Here is a 16,101-nt window from a genome sequence, read left to right as displayed (position 1 = left end):
CCCGTGACCATTCCGGGGTATCCGCCGCCCGCGTCGCCGGGGCCCACGAAGCGCCCCACGTGGCTGGTGGGCGGAGCGACCATCGTCAGCTTCGTCGCCCTGCTCTACGTCATCGAGGTCTGGGACAACCTGACCGGGCACCGACTGGACTACAACGGCATCCGGCCGCTGGAGAGCGACGGCCTGTGGGGCATCGTGTTCGCGCCGCTGCTGCACTCGAACTGGGAACACCTCATCGCGAACACCGGCCCGGCCCTGGTGCTGGGCTTCCTGATGACGCTCGCCGGAATGGCCCGCTTCATCTACGCCACGGCGATCGTCTGGATCCTCGGCGGCTTCGGGACTTGGCTGATCGGCAACTCGGGTGCCCCTCCGGGGGTGGAGACCAATCACATCGGAGCGTCGGGGCTGATCTTCGGCTGGCTGACGTTCCTGATCGTGTTCGGGTTCTTCACCCGCAAGGTGTGGGAGATCGTCGTCGGGGTGATCGTGCTCTTCGTCTACGGCAGCGTGCTGCTCGGCGTCCTCCCGGGGACGTTCGGCGTGTCGTGGCAGGGCCACCTCTGCGGTGCGATCGCGGGCGTCGTCGCCGCCTACCTGCTCTCCGGGCCCGAACGCGAGGAACGGCAACGGCGCAAGGGCTCGGCGGCACCCCGACTCGGTGTCTGAGGAACCCTCGCGGTAATTTGCTGAAATGACGCGCACCGCACCACTCCGCGAGGCGCGATCGGCCGCTTCGTACGCCCAGACGCCACGTGCGAATTCGCCGAGGCGGCAATTCCCGGGACTCGCCGCAGAAAGCGATGATGTTTTCGTCACACGCCGTCGGGGCATGGCAAGCTAGTGGGCGTGCGAATCACCGTACTGGGCTGCTCCGGAAGTGTGACCGGGCCTGATTCGCCTGCCTCGGGGTATCTGCTGACCGCCCCCGACACACCGCCCCTGGTCCTCGACTTCGGTGGGGGAGTCCTCGGTGCGCTGCAGCGTCATGCGGATCCCGGGACCGTCAGCGTGCTGCTCTCGCACCTGCACGCCGACCACTGCCTCGACCTGCCCGGTCTGTTCGTGTGGCGTCGTTACCATCCGACCCCGCCGCAGGGTCGCGCGCTGATGTACGGGCCCGAGGCGACATGGGCGCGACTCGGTGCGGCGTCGTCGCCCGAGGGACGCGAGATCGACGACTTCACCGACATCTTCGACGTCCGACGGTGGGTCGACGCCGAGCCCGTACAGATCGGGACCCTCAGTGTCCTGCCGCGACTGCTGTGTCACCCGACCGAGTCCTACGGCATGCGGTTCACCGATCCCGACGGCGCGACCTTCGTCTACAGCGGCGACACCGGATACTGCGACGAACTGATCGACCTGGCCCGTGACGCCGACGTCTTCCTGTGCGAGGCGTCGTGGACGCACACCCCCGACAGGCCGCCCAAGCTGCACCTGTCGGGCACCGAGGCCGGTCGCGCCGCGGCGAACGCCGGCGTGAAGGAACTGCTGCTCACGCACATCCCGCCGTGGACGTCGCGCGAGGACGTCATCGGTGAGGCGAAGGCGGAGTTCGACGGCCCGGTGCACGCCGTGGTGTGCGACGAGACCTTCGACGTCGTCGCGCACTGACCCGTCCGCCCGATTCCGGCGCGCCGCCGTGCCGGGCCGCCCGATAGGGTTGGCGCGTGTCCAGACGAGAAGACGGCCGCCTCGATGACGAGCTGCGCCCGGTAACCATCACCCGCGGGTTCACGACGCATCCGGCGGGGTCGGTGCTGGTGCAGTTCGGCGAGACGCGGGTCATGTGCACCGCCTCCGTCACCGAGGGCGTGCCGCGGTGGCGCAAGGGATCCGGGCAGGGCTGGCTCACCGCCGAGTACGCGATGCTGCCCGCCGCCACGCACGACCGCTCCGACCGCGAGTCGGTCAAGGGCCGCGTCGGCGGCCGCACCCAGGAGATCAGCCGCCTGATCGGCCGGTCGCTGCGCGCCTGCATCGACCTCGGTGCGCTGGGCGAGAACACCATCGCGCTCGACTGCGACGTCCTGCAGGCCGACGGTGGGACCCGCACCGCGGCGATCACCGGCGCCTACGTCGCGCTGTCCGACGCGGTCACCTACCTGGCCGCCGGCAACAAGCTGTCCGATCCGCGGCCGCTGTCGTGCGCGATCGCGGCCGTGTCCGTCGGCGTCGTCGACGGCCGCGTGCGCGTCGACCTGCCCTATACCGAGGATTCGCGCGCCGAGGTCGACATGAACGTCGTCGCCACCGACACCGGCACGCTCGTCGAGATCCAGGGCACCGGCGAGGGTGCCACCTTCCCGCGGTCCACGCTCGACAAGATGCTGGACCTCGCCATGGCCTCCTGCGAGCAGTTGTTCGTCATCCAGAACGCCGCGCTGGCACTGCCGTACCCGGGCGTGCTGCCCGAACCGACGGGACCGACCAAGAAGGCGTTCGGAAGCTGACCGCCCTGCTGGTCGCCAGCCGCAACGCCAAGAAGCTGGCCGAATTGCGCCGCGTGCTCGATGCCGCGGGCGTCACGGGTCTGCACCTGCTCCCGCTGGACGACGTGCCCGCCTTCGACGAGGCGCCAGAGACCGGCGCGACGTTCGAGGAGAACGCGCTGGCCAAGGCGCGCGACGCCTTCCGGGCCACGGGCCTGGCCGCGGTGGCCGACGACTCGGGCATCGCGGTCGACGCACTCAACGGCATGCCGGGCGTCCTGTCGGCGCGGTGGTCCGGCGTGCACGGCGACGACGCGCGCAACACCGAGTTGCTGCTGGGGCAGCTGCGGGACGTCCCCGCCGAGCGGCGCGGGGCGGCCTTCGTCTCGGCCTGCGCGCTGGTGTCCCCCGCGGGGGAGACGGTGGTCCGTGGCGAATGGCCGGGTGCGGTCGGCGTCGAACCGCGCGGCTCGGGCGGCTTCGGCTACGACCCCGTGTTCGTCCCCGAGGGCTCGTCGCGGTCGGCGGCCGAACTGACCCCGCAGGAGAAGGACGCGGCATCGCACCGCGGCCGCGCCCTGGCGTTGCTGGTTCCCGCACTGCGCGCGCTGGTGTGACGCGGCGCCGCCGTTTTCCATAGTTCGACTAACGATGTAGTGTCGCGACGTGGCTGGTCGCGGTGTCCTTCGGTCGGCGATGTCGCCGTCGTCGGTCCACCCGTCGCTGCTCATCGCGGTCCTGGCCGCGGCGGGCATCAGCGTCTCGCTGATGCAGACGCTCATCATCCCGCTGCTTCCCGAGCTGCCGAAGCTGTTGGACAGCAGCGCTTCCGACGCATCGTGGGCCATCACGGCGACGCTGCTCACCGCGGCCGTGGCGACGCCCGTGTTCGGTCGGCTCGGCGACGTGTACGGCCCCAAGCCGATGCTCGTCACGTGCGCGCTGATGCTCATCGCCGGCTCGCTGATCGCTGCGACGACGAGTTCGCTCGTCCCGCTGGTCGTGGGCCGCGGCCTGCAGGGGTTCGGGATCCCGATCATTCCGCTGGGCATCAGCGTCCTGCGCACGTGCGTGCCCGCCGAGCGCGTGGGAAGCGCCATGGGACTGATGAGCGCCTCGCTCGGGGTCGGCGGCGCACTCGGTCTGCCGCTCTCCGCGGTCATCGCGCAGCACTACGACTGGCACATGCTCTTCTGGTTCGCCACCGCACTCGGCGTTCTCGCGCTGGCGATGTTCACCTTCCTGGTCCCGCACGTGCCGTCGCGGTCGACCGACCGGCTCGATCCGCTGGGCGCGCTGCTCCTCGCGGGCGGTCTGGTGACGCTGCTGCTGGGCATCTCGAAGGGGCAGACGTGGGGGTGGACGAGCGGTCCGACGCTCGCCATGTTCGGGTCGTCGGCGGTGATCCTGGCGGTGTTCGTGTGGTGGCAGCTTCGGGTGGCGTCGCCGACCGTCGACCTGCGCACGACGATGAGGCGACCGGTGCTGGCGACCAACGTCGCGTCGATCGCGGTGGCCTTCGGCATGTTCGGGCTGTCGCTGGTGGCACCGCAGATCCTCGAGATGTCCATCGACACCGGCTACGGCTTGGGCCAGTCCATGCTGGCGACGGGTCTCTGGATGGCGCCGGGTGGGCTGGCGATGATGGTGACGTCGCCGATCGCCGCCCGGATCGCCGCGGTGCGCGGTCCCCGGTTCACCCTGGTGATCGGCGCGGCGGTCATTTCGGCCTCCTACGCCGCCGGTCTCTTCCTGCTCGCCGCGCCGTGGCAGGTGATGGTGCTCAACGTGCTGGTGTCGGTGGGCGTCGGCTTCGCCTACGCGTCGATGCCGGCACTGATCATCGCGGCGGTCCCCGTGTCCGAGACCGCCGCCGCGAACGGGATCAACGCGCTCGCCCGGTCACTGGGGACCTCGATCTCCAGCGCGGTGATCGGAGCGATCCTCGCGGGGATGACGGTGTCCCTCGCGGGCCGCGACGTGCCGTCCATGGCGGGTTTTCGCACGGCGCTGGTGGTGGCCGCGGTCGTCGCGGCACTGGCCGCCGTCCTCGCGCTGCTGATCCCGGTCACCCGGGCCGAGGTCGAGGCGGCCGAGTCGTGGGAGCCGTCCGATCCCGGCACGGCTTCGTCGCTGATACTGCTGGGCCGACATTCCGACGCCGAGGCGATCGACACGGCGTCGCTCGACGGACACTCGAACCTCGTGATGCGCCGCATCGACGAGGCGGGCTCGCTCTCGCTGCACCAGTTGGCCACGGCGACCGGCCTCGACGTTCCCACGGCGGGCAGACACGTGACGGACCTGCTTCGGCACGGCCTCGCCTCGGGCACCGGTCGGGTCCAGCCGGGGGGTTCGCCGGTGTTCTACCTGACGCCACGGGGATTCGAGCGGCTCCATCGCCTGCGGGATACGAACCACGATGAAGCGCAGGGCTGGTCGGCGTTCGACGTCGAGGCGTTGTCCGCGTACGCCGACCGTCTGGCCGTCAGCATCGACGCCGACCATGGTCGCGTCGGCGGGGCGGCGCCGCCCGTCGCCCAGCCCTGACCTGTCGTACCCCCTTGCCACAATGGCCGGACGAGGACGACGAGGGGGAGACCATGGCCATCGTGCTGCAGGACGATTCGATCGAGTTCCACTTTCCGGAGGTCCATCCGTCCGCGCGGATGGAGGTGACGTTCCATCGCACCGTGCGCGTGCCCGACGACGGCGTCGGGTACGGCCTGCCCGCCGGACTCGGCCACTTCCCGCTCCGGCGGGTTGCCGACCTGCCGGCGGCGCCGGGTCCGTTTCAGCGCACCGGGGGTCTGGTGATGCCGATGTGGCAGTCCGAGGCGTGCTGGCTGAGCTTCTCCGCGCGAGGCGGATACCCGTTCGCGGTCACGGTCGGCGCGGGCGGGGTGAACGCCGTGACGGGCGGAACCTGGTCGCCGACGCCCGATTTCGAGGCCGAGGACTACTTCGAGGTGCCCGAGCAGCCGTGGCTGGACGGATTCTGCACCGGTAGCGGTGTCGTGCGCCAGTTCGTCGCCATGCCGCTGGGTTCCGGCTACACCGTGGAGGAGCAGGTCACGCGGACCGCCGCCGTCGGGGGGATCCAGATCGCGGTGATGCCGTTGAAGGGCTCGGTGTACGACGAGCGCTACGTCGAGCCGGATGCGGATTGCTTGGACGGCAGCCTGTGCATGGCGGCGCCGGCCGGAGCTGCCATGGGGATGGGCGCGGGCGGGTCGATCACGCAGTCGATCGCGACGCCCGTGGAGCCCTCGGAGAACTGGGAGTCGACGAGCGCCTCTAGCGTGTCGGTGCACCTCGCGAACAGTGTGCACTGGCTGGAGATGACCGGTGAGGAGCCGCCGACGTTGCCGCTCAGCGCGGCGGATTACACCCGGCAGGGGATGCCGTGGTTCGACTGGTACGACGACACTCTGGCGCGTGCGGGGTCGGCCACGCTGGCCGGCGTCGTCGGCGTCGCGGAACTGGGGCGCGAACTGGGCGAGCGGCCGCTGCCCGAGAACGAGTCGTTCGAGCCGCCGGAGCCGGTCGTGCTGGGCCCCGCCCTGACCGCCTGACGGCGCTCACACGCCGAAGTCGGCCTTGATCCTCTTGGTCTGGAAGTGCTCGACGACGATGCCGAGCAGCGGGATCGTGCCGGCGAGCAGGACGCCGACGGTCTTGCCGATGGGCCAGCGCACCTTGACGGCGAGGTTGGCGGCGAAGAGCAAGTAGACGAAGTACACCCAGCCGTGCACGACGGCGATCCAGCTCAAGGAGTCGTCACCGAAGCCGTACTTCAGCACCATCTCGTAGCAGAGGGCGATCAACCAGACGCCCGTCACCCAGGCGAAGATCCGGTAGCCCTTCAGCGCCTTCCGGATCGAGTCCGTGGAGGCGGACGTGACCGTCGCGGGCGTCGTGTCGGTGCGGGACTCGGGCTCGGGAGTGGTCATGGCGTAGTCCTGTCGTCGGCGTCGCGGTCGGATTGGGCGGCGAGTTCGGCCAGGTAGGCGTTGTACTCGGCGAGGGTCGGGTCGTCGTCGGTCTGCGTCGGTTTCGGCCGCTCGGGAAGCAGCCCCGCCGGGATCTCGGTGATGCCGTCGCGGTGCGTGCTCGGCGGCGGGGCCTCTTCGTACCGCACGAACTTGAAGTAGGCGTAGAAGCAGAAACCAGCGAACATCGGCCACTGCAATGCGTAGCCGAGGTTCTGAAAGCTGCCCGAATTGGACTCGTAGCGGGTCCACTGCCACCAGGCGAGGGCCATGCAGCCCGCGGCGCCGAGGCACACCAGCAGGATGAGTGCCGGCCTCCTACGCCGTGTAGTGGACATCCGTCCACGGTACCGCGAGGGCCTTCGGTCCGATGAACGCGTCGAGCGCGGTGGTGTCGGCCTTGCGATAGATCGAGACGGTGTGGTCGTCGGATCTCGTCCAGTGAATGCCCAGCCGGTCCAACGCCGCGGTGAACAGCCCGATGATGTCCTCGGAACGGTTCGAGAAGTGATAGCGGACGCTTGTCACGCCCCGGTCGTTGGCGACGACCCGGCATCCGTCGCTGTGGATGAGGCCGCGGACGAACTCCTCGGTCGCCTGATCGACGAGGTCCTGTTGCCACGGCTCGAGGGCTATCAGGCGGGTGTGCTTCCGCCCGGGGCCGTGTTGCGGGAACAGGCACGGCCAGTGCTTGGAGTACATCGAGACCTGCACGCAGTTCTTCGGAAGTCGTTGAACTGCCGCCCGTTGGCCCGGCATCACCAGATTCATCGACGTGCGACACAGATCGATGATGCCCGGGTACTTCGCGTCACATGCGATGCGCAGACGCCAGACCCGTCGTGCCCGCGATATGCAGCCGTCCCCGAGATAGACGCCCAGAAGATACGCGTATTGCGCAGCGGGCAGCGTCGAAAAGTCATGGCCTACACCGCATGGCGACGATCCACGGGGACGGCGAACAGACAGTGGTGGTCGCGTGCGCCATCCATGGACCGTCGTTCTCGGGATGCCGGTCGCGCGTGAGATGTCGTCGTCGCTCTGCCCAGCCGAGATGAGACGCTGCACCTCGTCGAATTCTTCAGCTGACCGCATGCGCCCCCGGTAGTTCGTCGACCCAGGCTACGAACGGGCACCGACGAGCCCCGCTGAACGATTGACGGGGTACGCTTTCCGGGCTGCGGGCGTGGCGCAATTGGCTGACGCGCCGGCTTTAGGTGCCGGTGTTCGAGAGAACGTGTGGGTTCGAGTCCCATCGCCCGCACTACCGATGTTCACCGGCCTGCTCGAGTGTGCGTCTGGCGACGCGACACGCGGGTCGGGCGTCGTGAGATTCACACTGAAGCCGTTTCCTGGCCGGGAGACCCACTCGAGTGTGCATCTGGCGACGCGACACGCGCATGAGGCGTCGCGAGAGTCACACTCGGGACGAGCCAGCCTCAGTCGTCGGCTGCGGCGACCAGCGAGCCCAGTTCGATGTCCGGGTTGTCGCGTTGGAAGCCCTCGAGCCGCCACTTCGTCGAGAACAGCGCGAGCATGACCCCGTCGGTCCGGGTCATCACCTCGGTGGAGTGCTGCCGCTGCATGAACTCGGCGTCCTTGGGATCGATCACCCGGGCGACGGTGTAGGGCAGTGATTCCAGCTCGATCGGCGCGCTCAGCTCGCTGGCCATCCGGTGGGTGGCGACCTCGAACTGCATCGGCCCGACGGCGGCCAGCACCGGCGCCTGGTCACCGCGGCGGTCGGAGCGCAGCACCTGCACCACGCCCTCCTGCTCGAGCTGTTCGATGCCGCGGCGGAACTGCTTGTGCTTGCTCGGGTCCTTGCCGCGGGCCACCGAGAAGTACTCCGGCGAGAAGCTCGGGATCGGCGGGTACACCACGGGGATGTCGCGGTACAGCGTGTCGCCCGGGCGCAACGCGTTGGCGTTGGCGAGGCCGATGACGTCACCGGGCCAGGCGGTGTCGAGCGTGGTGCGCTCCCGGCCGAAGACCGACTGCGCGTACTTGGTGACGAACGGCTTGCCAGTGGTGGCGTGCGTCAGCACCTCGCCACGCTCGAACGTTCCCGAACACACCCGCGCGTAGGCGATGCGGTCGCGGTGCGAGGAGTCCATGCCAGCCTGCACCTTGAACACGAACGCGCTGAATGGCGCCGCGGGCGGACGGCGGGTGCCCTCGACGGAGACCTGACCGCTGGGCGGCGGGGCGATCTGCACCAGGACGTCGAGCAGCTGGTTCACGCCGAAGTTGAGCGCCGCGGATGTGAACAGCAGCGGCGACGACTCGCAGCCGAGGAAGGTGTCGCGGTCGTAGTCGGCGCCATCGGCCTCCAGCAGTTCAGACTCCTCGACCGCGCGGTCCCAGTCGATGCCGGCCGATTCGTGCGCCTTCTCGGGCGTGAGGTGCTCCTCGGGCGCCGCGGTCGCGCCGCCCGCGGTGCGGGTGAACCGGATGAAGTTGCCGGTCCGCCGGTCCAGGACGCCCTTGAAGTCGCCGGCGATGCCGACCGGCCACGTCAGCGGGGTGGGACGCAGCCCGATCCGCTCGTTGATCTCGTCGATCAACTCCAGGGGGTCGCGGCCGGGGCGGTCCCACTTGTTGATCACGGTGATGATCGGGATGCGGCGGTGGCGGCAGACCTGGAAGAGCTTCAGGGTCTGCGGCTCGAGGCCCTTGGCGGCGTCGATGAGCATGACCGCGCAGTCGACGGCCGTGAGCACGCGGTAGGTGTCCTCGGAGAAGTCCGCGTGGCCCGGCGTGTCGAGGAGGTTGATGACGCAGTCCTGGCCGGCCGTGGCATAGGGGAACTGCAGCGCCGTCGAGGTGATGGAGATGCCGCGGGCCTTCTCCATGTCCATCCAGTCCGACACGGTGGAGCGGCGGCCGGACTTGCCGTGGATGGCGCCGGCCTCGGTGATGGCGTTGGCGTGCAGGACAAGGGCCTCGGTCAGCGTCGACTTGCCCGCGTCGGGGTGGCTGATGACGGCGAAGGTCCTGCGGCGGCGCGCCTGGGCGGCGACGCGCTCGGCGGCCGGTCCGTCGACGGCCGGAGCATCGGCAGCGATATCTGTCATGGGTACTTCCATGATATTGGCGGCCGGCGTCAAACCCGTAATCGTCGTACCCGGACGGATCAGATGCGGCGCCGGATCCTTCCGACGACCTCGCGGACCAGCGACTCGGGTACGGCCGGCCTGCGGTCGACGTACGGCCACGGCCGGTTGCGCTCGGGCACGGACTCGGCGCGGGACTGCTTCAACCGGGTGCGCAGATGACGGCGCACCTCGAACAGGTCGGGGTCGGTCCAGCGGTTCTGCGCCTCGACGGCGTCGTCGGTGAGGTCGTACAGCTCCCACTGGTCGTCGAGCGGCTCGGTCCGGTATGCCTCGCCCGCCAGGCCGTTGGCCTCCAGGTGGCGGACTCCGGGTTCGGTCCACGTCGACGGGTCGTCGAACGTGCGGACCAGCTTCCAGAGGTGGCCCGCCCCGCCGGGGGCGTCGGCGTCGTCCACCCGCACCACGAGTCCCTCGAAGTTCGCCGCCACGTAGGCGGGGACCTGGATCCGCAGCGGCGCCGGCGGACTCTTCTCCAATCCCAGCTGACGTGCCCCGGCCGAGGCGCCGGTGTCTCCTTCGAGCACGTTGTCGCGCGTCATCAGGTACACGGCGCGGTCCTCGTCGGCCGATGCGCCGTCGACGACGGGCATGAGGTCGCGGCCGGGTAGTCGGTGGACCTCGGTGAAGGACGCGGCGAGGCCCGCGGCCACCGCGTCGACGTCCACCCCGGCGGCGCCAAGCAGGGTCGGCACCAGGTCGACGTGCGAGGTGGGTGCGGTGACCCGCCGGGCCGTCGTCGCGCCGTCGCCAATCCTGGCGATCACGAACGGGACCCGGGTGGCCTCGTCGTACAAGTTGAACCACTTCTGGTGCAGTCCGCCGTGGGCGCCGAGCAGGTCACCGTGATCGGCGGTGCGGACGAGGACGGCCCGCTCGGAACCGCCCTCGGTCACGGCGCGACGCACCCGGTCGATGGGGTCGTCGACCTCGGCGTGCAGCCGGTAGTACAGATCGCGGTAGCGCTGGGCGTTGCGGGTGTAGGCCCGTTCGACCATGGGGCCGGCGCCGTAGCCGGTGTAGTACGCCTCGCGGAACGCGATCTGCGCGGCGGGCTTGCCCGCGAGGTCCTCGTCGGCGGTGGGTGCGGGCGGAACGTGCGGCGGTTCGGCGGCCGACGGCGGCAACGGGTTGCGCCGCAGCCACGCAGGGAACAGCACGATGTCGTGCGGGTTGACGAAGCTGGCGACCAACAGGAACGGGCGCCGGGCGTCCTCGTCGCCCGTGCGGCGGCGCTCGTAGCGATCGGAGAGCCACGCGACCACTCGGTCGGCGATCAGTGGATCGCGTCGAAACCCGCTGTTGGACAACAGCGCACCGTGCGGCTCGGGACCGACCCAGCCGGCGAAGCCGAAGTCCGCCAGCGGGTCCGCGTCGAGGTAGCGCTGAACGGCCGCGGCATCGACGACGCCGTCGTCGTCGTTGGTCGCCAGGGATCCGCCGGTCTCGGGGTCGGTGAGGTCGGCGTGCGAGACGTGCCACTTCCCGTCGTAGTGCGTGTCGTATCCGGCGGCGCGGAACCAGTTGCCCAGCGTCGGCACCTCGCCGCGGCGCAGCCACCGCAGCCGGGAGTCGTCGAAGCGCTTGCCGATGCCGTCGGTCTGGGTGACGCCGTGCAGGTCGGGGTAGTGACCGGTGAAGATCGTGGGGCGGCTCGGCACGCACGCCAGCGACCCCGTGTAGTGCCGGTCGAAGCGGACGCCGTGCTCGTCGAACCAGCGTCTCCCCGGCAGTGCGCGTTCTCGCCAGGCCAGCACGTCGGCGGACTCGTAGGGCGGCGTCGCCCTCTCCTCGTCGGTCATGATGATGACCACGTCCGGGGCGTCGTGGAAGTCAGCCATGATTGTCCTCCAGTCGGCGCGCTAGGCCGTCGAGCATCGCGTCGGACTTGCGCGCCATCACCCGGCTGACGGCGGCGGCCACGATCCGGCCGAGCGGACCGCCGACGGGAGAGACGGTGGACGTCAGCGTCACCTCGGTGGCCCCGGTCGACGGTCGCAGCGTCCAGCGGTTGTTCAGCCGGCCGGCGAGGCTGGGCAGTCCGACGATGTCGTAGCCGATGGTGTGTGGCGCGTCGGCGACGGTGATGGTCTCCACCAACGCGTTTCGGCCCATCTGGACGCGCCGGGACGTCCCGAGGAGCCCGTCGGCACCGTGGCGGAGGATCGACGAGTGGTCGGCGTCGTCCACCCAGGTGGCCAGCGCACCGAAGTCGGCGAGGACGTCCCAGACGTCCTGCTGCGACGCGGCGATGGTTCGGCGACGACTGATCTCGGCCACGCAGTCATCCAAGCACCACCGGCTGTCGCCCGGCGCGGATTGCCCGTGGACGGGGTCAGATCATGTCGTTCTTGGTCAGCCAGCGCATGACGGGCCACCCGATGAACACCGGCAGCCAGCAGGTGAGCACGCGGTACAGCAGGACCGACGGCACGGCGATCGCCGCGGGAACGCCGAAGGCGGCGAGGCCGCCGATGAGTGCCGCCTCGACGGCGCCGACGCCACCGGGGGTGGGAGCCGCCGACGCCAGCGTTCCGCCGATCATCGTGACGACGGTGACCGTGACGAACGACGTGTCGCCTCCGAACGCCTCGATGCTCGCCCACAGGGCCAGTGCGGCACCGAGAGTCGTTGCGCCACAGCCGAGGACGATCAACGCCAATCGCTTGGGTTCACTCGCCAGCTCGACGAGGTCGTGGGCGACCTCGCTGAGCCGAGGCCGGACGGCGGTGGCCAGCCACCGGCGGGCGGTGGGGAGGAAGAGGAAGGTGCCGACGATGCCGAGTGCGGCGCCGCCGATCAGGTACAGCACCGTCGTGGACGGCACGAAGTGCGACAGGTTGGCCGACGCGCCCGCGACGGCGGTGAAGAAGACGAGCAGCGTCAGGTGCGTGATGACCTGGACCGACTGCTGCAGGGCGACGGCGGCGGTGGCCCGCAGCGCACCGAGTCCGGACTTCTGCAGGAAGCGGGTGCTGAGCGCGAGTCCGCCGACGCCCGCGGGGGTGGTGGTCGCGGCGAACGTGTTGGCCACCTGCATGATCGTCAGGTTCCGGAAGTTCACCTTCTCGGATGCACACGCCCACAGTGCCGCCGCCGCGCCCACGTACGTCAGCGCGGACACCGCGAGGCCCAGCAGTGCCCACCACCAGTTCGCGGTGCTCAGTTCGGAGAAGAACGCGGGCACGGTGCTGATGAACGGGTAGGCGACGTAGACCAGGGCGACGAGCAGCACCATCTGGATAAGCTGGCTGCGGCTGAACCTGGTGATGGTCTCGGCCCGGATGCGATCGGCCCCGGTCTGTCCCTTCACCTCGTCGCGGGCACTCGACATGACTGTCTTGACGTCCGGCACGGACTGCCGGAGGCGTTGCGGCATGGCCGATTTCGACAGCCGGGCGGATGCGTCGAGCACGGCGTCGCGGCCGAACGTCTCGATGGCCGAGGTGACCGTGGGTTCGGCGCCCCACAGCGCGGTCGAGGTGACGAGCAACTGCGCGACGTCGGACTGGAGTTGGGTGTCCGACGCGCCGTACTCGGCGTTGCCGAATCCGCCGAACAGCGCCGTGTCGTCGGAGACCGTGATCGCGACGGCACGCAGATCGCCGTGGGAGATCTGGTGCTCGTGCAGTCCCCGCAGCGACGTCCACGCGGCCGCGACGGGGGCGGCCCGGCTCAGCACCTCGCCACGGGCCTCGCTGTGCGCGTACAGCGTCCAGCCCCGGTCGAGTGCGGCCACCGCGAGCGTCCTGGTGTTGGACAGCCCGAGGTCGTCGACGGCGATCGCCATCAGTGCCCGGTGTTCGACGGCACGGCGCATCGACGTCTGCAGGGGTGCCGTCTCGTCGTTGCGCAGCGTCAGGAACCGCCACAGCTGCCGGAGTGCCCCGCCGCTGCGCTGATTCGGCCCGTACAGTTCGACGACCGCGGACGAATCGCCGTCCATGCAGTCGGCGGACAGCACCAGCGGTCCTGGCCCCGCGGGTCGCACGACCCGTAGCGCGGACACGGTGCACGCGCGGCGGCCCAGCGCGCGGACGGCTCCGACGAGTGGCACCTCCAGCGCGGGTGTTCCGACGATCAGCACCGTCAGCGCGCCGACGAACCATCCGACGGACAGCCCGAGCAGTGTCCGTGCCGGTACGACGGCGCTGACGACGAGGTGGATGGGCACGAACGCGAGCAGCAGCGTCCACCACCAGCGGCGCCAGCGGGCGGGCACCCATGGCCCCGACACCGTGAGGACGGCGGCCAGCATCGCGATCCAGCGCGGGTCGTCGAGGAACTGCGACAGGGTCGTGTTCAGCCGGTCGGACAGGTCGAAGTGCCAGCGCGGTGCGGCGATGCCGTTGGCGGTGATCGACAGCGCGAGGATCGCGATCAGCCCCGCCGCCGCGTAGGCGCCGAGCAGCTTGTACTGCCGCGTGACGATCAGCCCGATGAGGATGACGAACGGCAACGCCATGATGGCGATGCCGTAGACGAGGTAGACCAGGTTGGACTGGGTGGGCGTGAGGACGCCGACGATGTCGGAGATCGATCGTTCCAATGCCACCCAGTCCCGGCGGGTGACGAGCGAACTGGTCACGATGACGACGAGGAAGACCAACGCGAACGTCAGCCGCAGGATGTCGTTGGTGCGTCGGTGCAGCGGTTGCAGCAGGCTGCCGGAGACGATGATGTCCCGGCCGTCGACGCGCATGGCCCCCAGCTTCCCCGGCCCGGCGCCGCGCAGCCGCGCGAAACGCCGCTCAGCCGGCAACGGCGGGCCGTAGGAAGTCGCCGGTGATCGTGACGGCGGGCGTGGACGTGTCGCCGCCCACGACCAGGGTCGCGAACGCGATGTCCCCGACGATGCCGGCAAACCAGCCGTGTGAGCTGGTGTTGTCGCCGAACTCGGCGGTGCCGGTCTTGCCGCCCAGGCCCGGCACGTCGCGCAATGCGGTGGCGGTGCCGTCGGCGACGGTCTGGGTCATCATCGCCCGCAGGCTGTCGACGACGGTGGGCGGGATCGGCTGGGACTGGGTGTCCGCGGTGGTCTTCTCGTCGACGACCAGGGTCGGTGTGATCGTGGAGCCGTGGCCGAGACTGGCCTCGGCCACGGCGAGCCCGAACGGGCTGACGGTCACGGTGCCCTGGCCGATGCCGTTCTCGACCTTCTGGGCAGGGGTGTCGGCGTTCGGCACGGTGCCGGTGATGGTGGTGAGGCCGGGGACGACGTAGTCGACGCCGATGCCGAAGAGCTTCGCCATCTTCGGCAGGGCGTCGGCGGGTAGTTCGTCGGAGAGCACGGCCATGGTGGTGTTGCACGACTTCGCGAAGGCGGTCGTCAACGGCACCGTGCCGAGGTCGAACTCGTCGTCGTTGGGGATGGTCCGGTTCTCGACGGTGACGCGGCCGGGGCAGGCCTGCGGGCTGTCGGGTGTGGCGATGCCCGCCTCGAGGGCGGCCGCGGTGGTGATGGTCTTGAACGTCGAGCCCGGCGGGTAGGAACCGGAGAAGGCGATGGGGCCCTGCGCGTTCGCCGCCGCGTTCTGCGCGGCGACGAGGATGCCGCCGGTGCCGGGGGAGATCGCGACGATGACCGCCGGGCGGGGTTCGGTGGCGACGGCCTGCTGCGCGAGGAGTTGCATTCGGAGGTCGAGGGTGGTCCGGACGGGTGGCGTGTCCCTGGGCGGCGTCGAGGCGAGTTGGTCGGTGGGTCGGCCCTCCTCGTCGACGAGCATCACCGACCACCCGGCGGCCGCGTCGATCCTCTGCTGCCAGATCTCCTGCAGACCGGCGATGGCCGGTGATGACAGGTCCCGGTTGTCGGTCAGCAACGCACCCTGCTCCGCGACGGTGACCCCGGGGATCTGCGCCAACTGGTCCCGCACGACGTCGAGGTCGGTCTTGCGCAGCCGGACGACGGTGACCGCGTCGTCCTGGGTGCCCGCGAACTGCTCGGCGATGGTGGCGTCGGTGATGGTGGGGGCGAACTGCTGCAGCAGCGGTGCCAGTTGAGCCGCCGACGCGAGGTTTGCCCGGGTGAGGGTGACGACGCCGACCGTCTGCCACGACATGAGCGGTTGGCCGTCGCGATCGGTGACCGGGGTCAGGTAGTTCTTGTCGTCGCTGTACTGGAACGTCTTGCCGGGCGCCAGGTCGGGGTGCAGCACCGTCGGTGTCCACTGCACCCGCCAGTCGTCGCCCTGCTGCGTGGCGGTGGCGTTCACGTCGTACCGCAGGCTCTTGTCCGGTCCGAACGTCCACGTGTAGGTGAGGGTGGCGCGGTTCTCGTCGTCTCCCGCCTCGGCGGACTGGACGGTGAGGGTCGCGTTCTTGCCCATCCCGTCGAACATCCACGTGATCACCGGTGCCGCCGCGTTCGGGTCGCTGGTGTCGGCCGCGGCGGCTCCCGCGTCCTTGCGCTGCACCGCGTCGGCGAATGCGGCGAACGCGTCCTGCGGACCCTTGCCGCCGAAGAGCGAGCACCCCGCCGAACCAAGGAGGAGGGCACACAGCAGCAGGGTCGAGAGGCAGCGTCGAGTCATGTCCTCCCGAGGGTAACGACGCCGA

The 16,101-nt window shown here is 70.0% G+C and carries 14 protein-coding genes and 1 tRNA gene; 7 read left to right on the top strand and 8 right to left on the bottom strand.

The genetic code is table 11. The annotated features are described in order from the left end of the window. The first annotated feature begins 3 nt into the window (after positions 1–3). The 6 genes from G6N64_RS25615 to G6N64_RS25590 all read left to right on the top strand — a co-directional run bounded on the left by G6N64_RS25615 (position 4) and on the right by G6N64_RS25590 (position 6,010). The gene (locus tag G6N64_RS25615) at positions 4–669 is read left to right on the top strand and encodes a rhomboid family intramembrane serine protease (RefSeq protein WP_246230801.1); all 666 of its coding nucleotides are present in this window, start codon (positions 4–6) and stop codon (positions 667–669) included. A 174-nt stretch (positions 670–843) separates the two neighbouring features. Next, positions 844–1,617 (top strand): cyclic nucleotide-degrading phosphodiesterase, encoded by a 774-nt coding sequence (locus tag G6N64_RS25610; RefSeq protein WP_163800614.1) that lies wholly within the window; start codon positions 844–846, stop codon positions 1,615–1,617. 56 nt (positions 1,618–1,673) lie between these two features. Then, entirely contained in the window at positions 1,674–2,456 is a 783-nt protein-coding gene (rph, locus tag G6N64_RS25605; RefSeq protein ID WP_163800613.1) for a ribonuclease PH, read from the top strand. Next, on the top strand, positions 2,453–3,052 hold the full coding sequence (rdgB, locus tag G6N64_RS25600; protein WP_163802121.1) for an RdgB/HAM1 family non-canonical purine NTP pyrophosphatase: 600 nt from the start codon (positions 2,453–2,455) through the stop codon (positions 3,050–3,052). Before rph ends, rdgB begins: the two co-directional genes overlap by 4 nt. A 49-nt stretch (positions 3,053–3,101) precedes the next feature. Next, a complete protein-coding gene (locus tag G6N64_RS25595; protein ID WP_308206657.1) occupies positions 3,102–4,985 on the top strand; it encodes an MFS transporter in 1,884 nt (627 codons plus the stop codon). 14 nt (positions 4,986–4,999) lie between these two features. Then, positions 5,000–6,010, top strand: coding sequence for a hypothetical protein (locus G6N64_RS25590; RefSeq protein ID WP_246230800.1), 1,011 nt, complete (start codon positions 5,000–5,002; stop codon positions 6,008–6,010). A 6-nt stretch (positions 6,011–6,016) separates the two neighbouring features. On the opposite strand, the gene G6N64_RS25585 is transcribed toward G6N64_RS25590, so the two are convergent. From G6N64_RS25585 to G6N64_RS30325, 3 genes are read right to left on the bottom strand one after another with little or no spacing between them, the layout of a single operon-like run. Then, the gene (locus G6N64_RS25585) at positions 6,017–6,388 is read right to left on the bottom strand and encodes a DUF3817 domain-containing protein (protein WP_163800612.1); all 372 of its coding nucleotides are present in this window, start codon (positions 6,386–6,388) and stop codon (positions 6,017–6,019) included. Further along, complete coding sequence (locus G6N64_RS25580) at positions 6,385–6,765, bottom strand: hypothetical protein (protein WP_163800611.1); 381 nt, start codon at positions 6,763–6,765, stop codon at positions 6,385–6,387. Before G6N64_RS25580 ends, G6N64_RS25585 begins: the two co-directional genes overlap by 4 nt. Continuing rightward, on the bottom strand, positions 6,746–7,141 hold the full coding sequence (locus tag G6N64_RS30325) for an LAGLIDADG family homing endonuclease (protein WP_246230799.1): 396 nt from the start codon (positions 7,139–7,141) through the stop codon (positions 6,746–6,748). Before G6N64_RS30325 ends, G6N64_RS25580 begins: the two co-directional genes overlap by 20 nt. Before the next feature lie 466 nt (positions 7,142–7,607). On the opposite strand from G6N64_RS30325, the gene G6N64_RS25570 reads away from it, so the two are divergent. Then, positions 7,608–7,691 (top strand) — tRNA-Leu (locus G6N64_RS25570). Positions 7,692–7,866: 175 nt separating this feature from the next. On the opposite strand, the gene G6N64_RS25565 is transcribed toward G6N64_RS25570, so the two are convergent. Genes G6N64_RS25565 through G6N64_RS25545 form a run of 5 tightly spaced genes read right to left on the bottom strand, consistent with a single transcriptional unit; the run spans position 7,867 to position 16,076 of the window. Beyond that, entirely contained in the window at positions 7,867–9,504 is a 1,638-nt protein-coding gene (locus G6N64_RS25565; RefSeq protein ID WP_163800609.1) for a peptide chain release factor 3, read from the bottom strand. Positions 9,505–9,563: 59 nt separating this feature from the next. Then, positions 9,564–11,384: a sulfatase family protein gene (locus G6N64_RS25560; RefSeq protein ID WP_163800608.1), complete on the bottom strand. Its 1,821-nt coding sequence runs from the start codon at positions 11,382–11,384 to the stop codon at positions 9,564–9,566. Further along, on the bottom strand, positions 11,377–11,823 hold the full coding sequence (locus tag G6N64_RS25555; protein ID WP_163800607.1) for an SRPBCC family protein: 447 nt from the start codon (positions 11,821–11,823) through the stop codon (positions 11,377–11,379). The genes G6N64_RS25560 and G6N64_RS25555 overlap by 8 nt, the downstream gene beginning before the upstream one ends. Positions 11,824–11,878: 55 nt before the next feature. Continuing rightward, positions 11,879–14,245, bottom strand: a complete 2,367-nt coding sequence (locus G6N64_RS25550) for a lysylphosphatidylglycerol synthase transmembrane domain-containing protein (protein WP_163800606.1) — start codon at positions 14,243–14,245, stop codon at positions 11,879–11,881. Between the two features lie 49 nt (positions 14,246–14,294). Further along, positions 14,295–16,076: a penicillin-binding transpeptidase domain-containing protein gene (locus G6N64_RS25545; RefSeq protein ID WP_163800605.1), complete on the bottom strand. Its 1,782-nt coding sequence runs from the start codon at positions 16,074–16,076 to the stop codon at positions 14,295–14,297. Positions 16,077–16,101: the final 25 nt, after the last annotated feature.

The sequence above is a fragment of the Mycolicibacterium sediminis genome (genome assembly GCF_010731735.1).
GTDB classification, from domain to species: Bacteria; Actinomycetota; Actinomycetes; order Mycobacteriales; family Mycobacteriaceae; genus Mycobacterium; species Mycobacterium sediminis.
The sequence above is the reverse complement of the archived record's forward strand: the minus strand, read 5'-3'. Positions and strand labels throughout refer to the sequence as shown.